The sequence below is a fragment of the Caulobacter sp. P1_B12_2 genome, from assembly GCF_056406675.1.
On sequence record NZ_JBFTZS010000149.1, the window covers coordinates 1 to 9,878 of the forward strand.

A 9,878-nucleotide genomic window follows, 5' to 3' on the forward strand; every position below is an offset into this window, starting at 1 on the left:
CGCCAGATCCTGGGCCGCTTCCCCGACATCCGTTGGACCGGCGAGATCGACATCGCCCCCAACAACTTCGTCCACGCCATCAGCAAGCTTGAGGTGGAGTTCACGCCGGGCGGGACGGCCTAGGCCGATGCTGACCCGGGGCGACGACTATCCGATCCACCAGACGGCCGAGCCGGTGGCCTATGCCGGCACGGACCGCAATTTCTACGACCGCTACTTCTTCAACGGCTACGCGGCGGAGGGGGACAGCGACGCCTTCTTCGCGGCGGCGTTCGGGGTCTATCCGCATCTCAACATCGCCGACGCCGCCTTCTGCTGGATGAAGGACGGCCGCCAGGTGAACCTGCACGCCAGCCGCTGGCTGGAGATGGAGCGGATGGACCTCACCGTCGGTCCGGTCACCATCGAGGTGCTGGAGCCGCTGCGCCGCCTGCGGATCACGGTCGAGGCGTCCGATCAGGGCCTGCGCGCGGAAGTCACCTTCGAGGGCCGGTCTTTCCCGATCGAGGAGCCGCGCTTCACCCGCCGGATCGGGCCGCGCACCCTACTGGACTACACCCGCCTGACCCAGAACGGGTCCTACACCGGCTGGATCGAGGTCGACGGCGTGCGTCACGACCTGGCCGGTTTTGTCGGCACGCGCGATCGCTCGTGGGGCGTGCGGCCGATCGGCGCGCGCGATCCGCAGGAGCTGGCCCCGGCCGTCCTGCCGCAGTTCTTCTGGCTGTGGACCCCCTGCGCCTTTCCGGACGGCGACCTGTTCTTCCACACCAATGACGACGAGCACGGCCGGGCCTGGAACCGGCGGGCCGTCTGGGCGCCGCTGGGCTCGGCGCGCGACGAGGCGACCGACTTCGACGCGGTGGACTACGGCGTCGACTGGCGCCCGGGGACCCGACACGCGACGCGAGGAACGATCCGCCTGCCGGACGGCGGCGAGATCGTCATCGAGCCCCAGGCCGAGTTCTTCATGCTGGGCCTGGGCTACGGCCATCCGGCCTGGGGTCACGGCCTGAACCACGGCAAGCTGAAGGTCGAGCGCGAGGACCTGGTCCTGGCCGACCTGGACCGCGCCCTGCCCTTCCACCTGCACGTCCAGGCCCTGTCGAAAGTGACCTGGCGCGGGGCCGACGGGACGACGAAGGTCGGGCGCGGGGTGTTCGAGCAACTGGCCCTGGGGCCGCACGCGCCGTCGGGCTTCAGGTCGATCCTGGACATGGCCCCATGAGCCTGCAGGCCGCACTGGAAACCTACCTCACCGACCTGTGGGGCGCGCCGACGACGGTGTCGAACCTGTCGCGCATCCCGGGCGGGGCCAGCCGCGAGACCTATCGCCTGGACGCCGGTACGGGCGGGGTGAGCCGCGGCATGATCCTGCGCCGCGACCCGCCCGGCAGCCTGATCGAGACCGACCGCCGGCTGGAGTTCCTGGCCTATCGCACCGTCCACGGCCATGTGCCCGTCCCCCAGGCTATCGCCTTGGACGAGGACGGCGGCGCGCTGGAGCGGCCGTTCTTCCTGATGGAGCGGATCGACGGCGGGACCGTGCCCTCGCCGTTCGTGTTCGATCCCTACGGCGAGCACGCGGCCGCGCTGGGCCAGCAGTTCTTCACCACCCTGGGCAAGCTGGCGGCGCTGAACCACGAAGGCGCGCCGATCCGTGAGGCCGCGCAGGCCCCCGCGCCGCAGGACTGCTGGCGCATCGCCCTGGACCACTGGTCCGCCGTGATCGAGGCCGACGAGCAGCATCCGCAGCCGATYGTCCGCGCCGCCATCCGCTGGCTCTATCGGCATCCGCCGCCACCGGCCCAGCGCGTGAGCATCGTCCACGGCGACTATCGGTCCGGCAATTTCATGCATGACGGGGCGGGGACGATCCTGGCCATCCTCGACTGGGAGATGGCCCATCTGGGCGATCCGATCGAGGACCTGGGCTGGGCCTTCGATCCGCTGTGGAACCACTTCGACGAAGGCAAGGTGGCGGGTCTCATTCCCCAGGCCGAGGCGATCGCCCTGTGGGAGGCGGCCAGCGGCCTGACGGTCGACCCCGAGGCCCTGGCCTGGTGGTCGCTGTTCAACGCCGTGAAGGGCCAGGCGATCTGGACTTCGGCGGCCAAGGAATATCGCGACGGCGGCTTCGCCGACCCGATCCTGGCGATCTCGGGCTGGTATACGGCGCGACGGCACGACCTGATCCTGGCCGCGCGGCTGGCCGCGCTGGAGGCGATCTGATGACCCCGGCCCTGCCCGACATCCTGCGCGGCAATTTCATGTGCCTGGCTATCCCCGCCCCCGTGGAGTCGCAAGGCGAGTTCATGACCGGCCGCGTCGGGGTGATCGCCTTGCTGTCGCTTCTCGCCGCGCAAGAGGTCGAGCGCGGGACCACGGCTCGGGTCTGGGAGAACGCGGCCATCGCCGCCGTGCTGGCCGAGGCGGCCGACGTCTATGGCGTCCAGTACGCCGAGGTCGCCTCCATCGGCCCCACGGACCTGTCGCTGGAAGCCCTCGACCGCGCCAACGCGGCGCTGCGCCGGGGATTGATCGCCCTGCACGAGGCGGTGGAGGCGGCCGATGACGTAGACCGACACCGGGCGATCATCGGGCTGTACGGCGAGATGGCCGAGCGGCGGAGGCTGGACCTGCCGCCGTTGCCGGCGCGGTAGCCTCTACCGCTCGACCATCGCCCCGAYCTGGGCCGGACTGGCGAAGCTACTTCTTCTTGCCTTTGTCCAGCTTGACCTTCGAGCCCTTGAACCGGGCCTCGTCCGCCGGCACCAGCCGGAAGCCGCCCGTCACCATGCCCATGCGCACGGTTTGCTCGGCGTAGTAGGTCTCGCCCGGTTCGACTTCCAGCCGCAGCCGATCCTCGGCCTTGTTGACCGCCATCGGGCCGGTGATGTTGTAGCTGTGGATGCCGGGCTCGACCTCGATGGTGAAGGCGCCGCCGTTCGGCAGGTCGCCCAGCTCCGCCGCGTCCTTGGCGGGCTTGCCGTCATCGCCCACCTCGACGATGTGATAGGTGTAGATCGCCCCGGGCAGGCGGCCCGGCCGGAAGAAGTAGATGCGTCCTTTGCTCGACTCGCTGGTCGCGGCCGCCGGCGGCGCAGCTTCTGGAGCTGCAGCCGCGTCCGGGGCCGGAGCAACGGCGGCTTCCGGAACCGGCGCGGGCGCGCTTTGCGGCGCTTCCTGAGCGAAGGCCGACGCGCCGAACGCAAGCGAGAGAGCGGCCCCGGCCGCGAGTAGAAGCTTTTTCACTTAGAACTTTCCCGTTTCTTCAGTCGTTGATGGAGATGTCGCGCCGACCGGCAGTTCCAGGTCTTCGGCCAGCCGAACCGTGGCCCGCGCGCCTGCGGGCATTTCGATCTCTCCGCCCTGGATGAACACCGCCGCCATGCCCGCGTAGGGCACCAGCAGCACTCCTGTCGCCAGATCGACGCGGCTCTTTCCGGCGGCCATGAACGTCATCCCGCGGACGCGGACACGTCGCCCGTTCAGGTCCATGAAGCGGGCGGAGATGATGAGCTTGCCTTGCTTGCCACCCATCCCGGCACGGGCGGCGTCGATAACTTCGCCCTGGCCCGTGGCGCCTGCGGCGACGACATCGGCGCCCTGGCTGGAGATCGGTTGGGTGAGGCGGATCGTGAACTTGTCGCCCAGTTTGTTGACGCGGGAACTCAGGGCGTCGACGAGCTCGACCTCGACCTGGGAGCCGGCGGCCAATCGCAGCACCGGCGCGGGCGACGCCTGTGAAGGCGATGCCGGGGCCTGCGACGCCCCGGCCGAAGCCGATACGCTAGCATCGACCTGACCGAGCCCGGCGGACGCCAAGGCGCACACAATAACAGCTGTCGCCAACATCAGAATCGTCCCCCCAAGCTTCGCCGTAACATGACGCCCAGCACCGGTAAAGTTGCCCGGCGTAGCGCAGGTTGCGGTCGCAAGACCGGACGGCGGCGCGTCGCGCGCCACAAACTTCCGCTCATATCCCTCATAAGCCCTAGCCAAGTCCCCGCGCCCGCCCCATCTGGCTCAGGCGGCCCGGTTCCAGGGAGGGACGGCCGCAGCCTAGGGGCCCCATGCCGATCATTTCCGTTTCCGGTCTGACCAAGACCTATGCTTCCGGCCATCAGGCCCTGAAGACCATCGATCTCGACATCCGCCAGGGCGAGATCTTCGCCTTGCTGGGTCCCAACGGGGCCGGCAAGACCACGCTGATCAGCATCATCTGCGGCATCGTCAATCCCAGCACCGGCACGGTGACGGCCGACGGCCACGACGTGATCAAGGACTACCGCGCCGCCCGCGCCAAGATCGGGCTGGTGCCGCAGGAGCTGAACACCGACGCCTTCGAGACCGTCTGGGCCACCACCACCTTCAGCCGCGGCCTGTTCGGCAAGCCGCGCAACGACGCCCACATCGAGAAGGTCCTGCGCGACCTGTCGCTGTGGGACAAGAAGGACGCCAAGATCATGACGCTGTCGGGCGGCATGAAGCGGCGGGTGATGATCGCCAAGGCCCTGAGCCACGAGCCGACCATCCTGTTCCTGGACGAGCCCACCGCCGGCGTCGACGTCGAGCTGCGTCGCGACATGTGGGAGATGGTGCGCAAGCTGCGCGAAAGCGGCGTCACCATCATCCTGACCACCCACTATATCGAGGAGGCCGAGGAGATGGCCGACCGGATCGGGGTGATCAGCAAGGGCGAGATCATCCTGGTCGAGGACAAGGACGTGCTCATGCGCAAGCTGGGCAAGAAGCAGCTGACCCTGCAGCTGCAGAACCCGCTGACCGCCATCCCCGACAAGCTTTCCGACTACGCCCTCGAACTGGCCGCCGACGGCCACGAGCTGGTCTACACCTTCGACGCCCAGGCCGAGGAGACCGGAATCGCCGGCCTGCTGCGGCGGCTCTCCGAACAGGGCGTCGACTTCAAGGACCTGCACACCAGCCAATCCTCGCTGGAAGAGATCTTCGTCAGCCTGGTGAGGGACGCGAAATGAACATCCACGCGATCAAGTCCATCTACCGCTTCGAGATGGCCCGCTGGTTCCGCACCCTGGCCCAGAGCGTTATCTCGCCGGTGCTGTCGACGTCGCTGTATTTCGTGGTGTTCGGCTCGGCGATCGGTTCGCGGATGCAGGCCATCGACGGGGTCAGCTACGCCGCCTTCATCATCCCCGGCCTGATCATGCTGTCGCTGCTGGGCGAGAGCATCTCCAACGCCTCGTTCGGCATCTACATGCCCAAGTGGGCGGGCACGATCTACGAACTGCTGTCGGCGCCCGTCTCGTGGATCGAGACGGTGATCGGCTATGTCGGGGCGGCGGCGACCAAGTCGGTGTGTCTGGGTCTGCTGATCCTGGCCACGGCGCGACTGTTCGTGCCCTACGAGATCCTGCACCCGTTCTGGATGCTGGGTTTCCTGGTGCTGACGGCGGTGACCTTCAGCCTGTTCGGCTTCGTCATCGGGGTCTGGGCGACCGACTTCCAGAAGCTGCAGATCGTGCCGATGCTGGTGGTCACGCCCCTCACCTTCCTGGGCGGCAGCTTCTATTCGATCAGCATGCTGCCGCCGATCTGGCAGAAGATCACCMTGTTCAACCCGGTGGTCTACCTGGTCAGCGGCTTCCGCTGGAGCTTCTACGGGGTGTCGGACCTGAACCCGGCGGTCAGCCTCGCCGCCACGCTCTGCTTCCTGGTCGCGTGCCTGACGGCCGTGTGGCTGGTGTTCAAGACCGGGTATCGGCTGAAGGTGTAGGGGGGCAGAAAACCCTCTCCCGGAGGGGAGAGGGAAGGGTCCGACCGCGAAGCGGTTGGGAGGGTGAGGGGTTACACCCTCACCGATTTCTCACAAGCGCCCTGCCGGCACGCCGTCGGACGGCCTAACCCCTCACCCTCCCAAGCTTCGCTTGGGTCCCTCCCTCTCCCTTTGGGAGAGGGGTTTATCTGACCGTCAGCACCGTGCCCTCGACGGCCACCACCAGCACGCGCTGGCCCGCCGCCGGCGGTTCGCCATCCTGGACCACCGCGGCCCATTCCTTGCCGTCGACAAACACCCGGCCACGGCCGTTGGCGAAGCCGTCCAGCGCTTCGCCGTCGCGGCCGACCAGGCGTAGCGACGGGTCGTTGACGTCCGGGCCGTCGGACTCCAGCACCGGCTTCAGGAACCGCCGCGCCAGATAGGTGGCGGCGATGGTCAACACCGCGAACAGGCCCAGCTCGATCGGCAGGCCGGGCGCGACGATCAGGGTCAGCAGGCCGACCAGCAGGCCCGCCGCGGCCGGCCACAGCAGCCAGCCGGTGCCGGTGGCCACCTCGACCGCCAGGAACACCGCCGCGACCGCCAGCCAGACCCAGAACGGATGGGTCGCATAGAACAGCGTCAGGCCGTGCATGGCGTCAGACTCCGCGCGGGGGCTTGGTCGGCGGGACCACGGTGCGCGCCGCCGCGCCGCCGTTGCCGCCCAGGGTCTTCACCAGCTCGGCGACGCCGGCCACCGTGCCGGTCAGGCCGGCGAAGTCGGCGGGCACGATCACGGTCTTGGCGTTGGGCGACTTGGCCAGCTCGCCGAACGCTTCGACATATTTCTGGGCGATGAAGTAGTTGATGGCGTTGACGTCGCCCTTGGCGATGGCTTCCGAGACGAAGGCCGTCGCCTTCGCTTCGGCTTCGGCTTCCCGCTCGCGGGCCTCGGCGTCGCGGAAGGCGGCTTCGCGGCGGCCCTCGGCCTGCAGGATGGCCGACTGCTTCTGGCCCTCGGCGCGGGCGATCTGGGCCTGTTTCTCGCCCTCGGCCTCGGTGATCACCGCCCGGCGCTCGCGCTCGGCCTTCATCTGCCGGGCCATGGCGTTGGTGATGTCGGCCGGCGGCGTCAGGTCCTTGATCTCGATGCGCGCCACCTTGACACCCCAGGGGTGGGTCGCCGCGTCGATGGTGGTCAGCAGGCGGGTGTTGATCTGGTCGCGCTGGCTCAGCACCTCGTCCAGCTCCATCGAGCCGACCACGGTGCGCAGATTGGTCTGGGTCAGCTGGGTGATGGCGTACATCAGGTTGTCGACCCGATAGGCGGCCTGCGAGGCCTCCATCACCTGGATGAAGACGATGGCGTCGACCTTCACCGAGACGTTGTCCTTGGTGATGACCTCCTGCTGGGGGACGTCGAGCACCTGCTCCATCATGTTCACCCGCCGGCCGATCGCCTCGACGAACGGGGTCAGGATGCTGATGCCGGGCTTCAGAGTGCGGGTGTAGCGGCCGAACCGCTCGACCGTGAACTCGCGGCCCTGAGGCACGATCTTGATGACGTTGACGACGAGGAAGATCGCCAGCGCCACGAGCACCAGCGGAACAAGGTAAGACAACACTTCAAAAGCCTCCCACAACCGATGGGGGAGACTCTAACGCGTGGCTCAGTTGTCCGCCACGGTTTCCGGCGGCGCTTCGTCGGCCGGCGTCCGGGTCCGCATCGACCGGGACAGCTTGGCCGCCAGGGCCTGCCCCTTGCGGGCCACCGCCTGCTCGGCCTGGCGGCTGGCGTCGTCGCAACCGGGGAACTCGCCCTGGCGCGCCGCGAAGCCTATGTTGAACTTGTCGCGCAGCTGGGCGTCGAAGGCCTGGTCGGCCTTTTCCACCTCGGTCAGCCGGACCATGCGCGAGCGCCAGTACTGGTCGCCGCCCCCCTCGCAGACCTGCCGCAGGGCGTGGCTTTCACCCAGGGTGAAGGCCAGGTCGAGCAGGGTCTGGCGCTCCACGGGCGCGCGGTCCTGGGCCAGGGCGGCGCTGGTCGGCGCCAGGACGGCGAGGGCGAGCAAGGCGTTGAGCGGCAGGCGTTTCATGCGTCGCACTATCTCCGCTGCCGGCGTTGCTGTCACCGTTCCGCGCGCCTTAAGCGAACCGCGTGGCCAAACCAAGACTCCGATAGGCCTTGCGATGGCCACGGATCGGAGCGACCCTGTGGATAACGTGGGGAACAACACGCGCAGGGAGGTCGACATGACTGAAGTGCATTACGGCGTGGTTCGCGTCGGAGAAACCTGGGCCATCATCGGCGACCAGCTTCGGGTCGGCGCCTACGCCACCCGCCGCCAGGCCGAAACCGCGGCCCGCCGCCTGGCCGAACAGGCCACGGGCGTGGGCCTTCCGGTGCGCATGCACCTGCAGGACGAGACCGGCGAACTGCTGAAGCCGACGCTGCTGAGCTGAGGCTCGGCGCGCAACATCCCAATACGTTTGTCATCCCGGACAAGCGCGCAGCGCGCCGATCCGGGACCGACGCCTGAGCTCAGCGCTTCGGATCGGCCCCGGATCTTCGCTTCGCTACGTCCGGGATGACAATCTTTGGGGCCTAGGCCGTCTCGACGTCGCCGTCGCCGTCGCCGCTGTACAGGAAGCCCCGCACCGCCTTCCAGACCTGGACCATCGAGGCCAGGAAGCCGATCACCGACGCCGCGACCTGGAAGATCGCCCACACGGCCGTGGCCAGCGGGCTTTCGGTGAACAGCGAGACCAGCGGATAGATGATCTGGCTGACGACGATCCGGAACCCGGCATAGGCCGTGGAATACTCGATCACCACGCCGCCGATCGCCGCCGTCACCAGAACCGCCAGGACCGGAGCCCACAGCAAAGGCAGCAGCAGCACCAGACCCAGGGCCGTCACCAGGCTCTTGGTGGCCAGGCCGGCCCGCGACATCGCCGTGGCCCCGACGCCGTAAGCCATGGCCCCGCCCAGCAGGACGAAGGCGGCCGGCAGGACCAGGTCGGCCACGTCGATCAGGTCCTGCCCGAACACCAGGCTGGCGCCGGCGGCGAGGATCAGGACCAGCAGGAACCCGCCCAGCCACAGGGCGCTGTACTGGCTTAGGCGATGTCGGACGACGGCGCGGTCCCGCATTGATGTCTTCCCCCAAAGAGCCAAGCGTCACCGGAGCGTGACTCCGAACCCGATCGGCGTCGACAGGAAACTGTTCGGGCCGTCGCGCGCTTTGTTAGCGATGAGCTTGGCTGTCTTCCGGGAGGCGAACATGGCCGACACCGCTGAACTACCCGTCATGAGCACCGCGTTGCCCCCCGGCTGCGCGGGCAACCGCCTGCTGGCCGCTCTGCGTCCCGGCGACCTGGCGATGCTGGCGCCGCATCTGACGCCGTTGACCCTGACCACCGGCCAGACCCTGTTCGAGGCCGGCGAGGACGTGATCTGCACCGTCCTGCCCTGCTATTCGTCCATGGCCTCGCTGCTGGTCGTCACCCGAGACGGCGACGAGATCGAGGTCGCCTCGATCGGCCGCGAGGGGGCCATCGGCGGCATCGTCAGCGCCGGCTTCAAGCCCGCCTACGGCCGCGCCGTGGTCCGCATTCCGGGCCAGGCCCTCAGCATTCCCACCAACAAGCTGGAAGAGGCCAAGCTGCGCTCGCCGGCCTTGGCCGACCTGTTCGCCCGCTACGCCGACGTCCTGCTGGCCCAGATGATGCAGTCCTCGGCCTGCAACGCCCTGCACAGCATCGACCAGCGCATGTGCCGCTGGCTGCTGTCGACCCACGACCGGGCCAACGACGCCACCATCCGCCTGACCCAGGAGACCCTGGCCGACATGCTGGGCGTGCAGCGCACCACCGTCACCGCTGTTGCCAAGGCCCTGCAGGACGAGGGTCTGATCCGCACGGGGCGCGGGCGGATCGAGATCCTGGACCAGCCGCGGCTGGAGCGCCGGGCGTGTGAATGCCACGCGCAGGTCGAGGCGCATTTTCAGCGGATGCTGCCTGAGGTGAAGACGTAGGTACGGCGGCCTGACGCCCCCTCCGTCACGATGCGTATTCGCATCGCGCCACCTCCCCCGCTTYGCGAGGGAGGAGCAACCGCGCTGACCTTCTCCTCACC

At 68.4% G+C, this 9,878-nt stretch carries 14 protein-coding genes; 8 read left to right on the top strand and 6 right to left on the bottom strand.

All coding sequences use genetic code 11. The annotated features are described in order from the left end of the window. The 4 genes from AC1DZ6_RS11250 to AC1DZ6_RS11265 form a co-directional block, all read left to right on the top strand. Positions 1-123 (top strand): hypothetical protein (locus tag AC1DZ6_RS11250; RefSeq protein ID WP_477097279.1); only part of this gene is annotated, 123 nt, incomplete at its 5' end. Between the two features lie 4 nt (positions 124-127). Then, positions 128-1,228, top strand: coding sequence for an Rv3169 family protein (locus AC1DZ6_RS11255; protein ID WP_477097267.1), 1,101 nt, complete (start codon positions 128-130; stop codon positions 1,226-1,228). Beyond that, complete coding sequence (locus tag AC1DZ6_RS11260; protein WP_477097268.1) at positions 1,225-2,232, top strand: phosphotransferase family protein; 1,008 nt, start codon at positions 1,225-1,227, stop codon at positions 2,230-2,232. The genes AC1DZ6_RS11255 and AC1DZ6_RS11260 overlap by 4 nt, the downstream gene beginning before the upstream one ends. Continuing rightward, complete coding sequence (locus tag AC1DZ6_RS11265; protein ID WP_477097269.1) at positions 2,232-2,663, top strand: hypothetical protein; 432 nt, start codon at positions 2,232-2,234, stop codon at positions 2,661-2,663. The genes AC1DZ6_RS11260 and AC1DZ6_RS11265 overlap by 1 nt, the downstream gene beginning before the upstream one ends. A gap of 46 nt (positions 2,664-2,709) precedes the next feature. On the opposite strand, the gene AC1DZ6_RS11270 is transcribed toward AC1DZ6_RS11265, so the two are convergent. Both AC1DZ6_RS11270 and AC1DZ6_RS11275 read right to left on the bottom strand, forming a co-directional pair. Next, a complete protein-coding gene (locus AC1DZ6_RS11270) occupies positions 2,710-3,255 on the bottom strand; it encodes a hypothetical protein (RefSeq protein ID WP_477097270.1) in 546 nt (181 codons plus the stop codon). Beyond that, positions 3,256-3,858: a hypothetical protein gene (locus AC1DZ6_RS11275; RefSeq protein ID WP_477097271.1), complete on the bottom strand. Its 603-nt coding sequence runs from the start codon at positions 3,856-3,858 to the stop codon at positions 3,256-3,258. Between the two features lie 218 nt (positions 3,859-4,076). Between AC1DZ6_RS11275 and AC1DZ6_RS11280 the strand changes: the two genes are divergently transcribed. After that, positions 4,077-5,000, top strand: coding sequence for an ABC transporter ATP-binding protein (locus AC1DZ6_RS11280; protein WP_477097272.1), 924 nt, complete (start codon positions 4,077-4,079; stop codon positions 4,998-5,000). Further along, positions 4,997-5,758: an ABC transporter permease gene (locus AC1DZ6_RS11285; protein ID WP_477097273.1), complete on the top strand. Its 762-nt coding sequence runs from the start codon at positions 4,997-4,999 to the stop codon at positions 5,756-5,758. Before AC1DZ6_RS11280 ends, AC1DZ6_RS11285 begins: the two co-directional genes overlap by 4 nt. A gap of 184 nt (positions 5,759-5,942) precedes the next feature. Here AC1DZ6_RS11285 and AC1DZ6_RS11290 read toward each other — a convergent pair whose 3' ends face one another. The 3 genes from AC1DZ6_RS11290 to AC1DZ6_RS11300 are packed head-to-tail and all read right to left on the bottom strand — an operon-like array spanning position 5,943 to position 7,836. Then, positions 5,943-6,395 carry an NfeD family protein gene (locus tag AC1DZ6_RS11290; protein ID WP_477097274.1) on the bottom strand — a complete coding sequence of 151 codons (453 nt, stop codon included), beginning with the start codon at positions 6,393-6,395 and terminating at the stop codon, positions 5,943-5,945. 4 nt (positions 6,396-6,399) lie between these two features. Further along, complete coding sequence (locus tag AC1DZ6_RS11295) at positions 6,400-7,362, bottom strand: SPFH domain-containing protein (protein ID WP_477097280.1); 963 nt, start codon at positions 7,360-7,362, stop codon at positions 6,400-6,402. A gap of 48 nt (positions 7,363-7,410) precedes the next feature. Next, positions 7,411-7,836, bottom strand: a complete 426-nt coding sequence (locus AC1DZ6_RS11300) for a TIGR02301 family protein (protein WP_477097275.1) — start codon at positions 7,834-7,836, stop codon at positions 7,411-7,413. A gap of 157 nt (positions 7,837-7,993) precedes the next feature. On the opposite strand from AC1DZ6_RS11300, the gene AC1DZ6_RS11305 reads away from it, so the two are divergent. Further along, entirely contained in the window at positions 7,994-8,203 is a 210-nt protein-coding gene (locus AC1DZ6_RS11305; protein WP_477097276.1) for a hypothetical protein, read from the top strand. Between the two features lie 142 nt (positions 8,204-8,345). Here AC1DZ6_RS11305 and AC1DZ6_RS11310 read toward each other — a convergent pair whose 3' ends face one another. After that, positions 8,346-8,894 carry a hypothetical protein gene (locus AC1DZ6_RS11310; RefSeq protein WP_477097277.1) on the bottom strand — a complete coding sequence of 183 codons (549 nt, stop codon included), beginning with the start codon at positions 8,892-8,894 and terminating at the stop codon, positions 8,346-8,348. A gap of 130 nt (positions 8,895-9,024) precedes the next feature. Here AC1DZ6_RS11310 and AC1DZ6_RS11315 point away from each other — a divergent pair, with 130 nt between their 5' ends. Further along, a complete protein-coding gene (locus tag AC1DZ6_RS11315; protein WP_477097278.1) occupies positions 9,025-9,777 on the top strand; it encodes a Crp/Fnr family transcriptional regulator in 753 nt (250 codons plus the stop codon). Positions 9,778-9,878 lie beyond the last annotated feature (101 nt).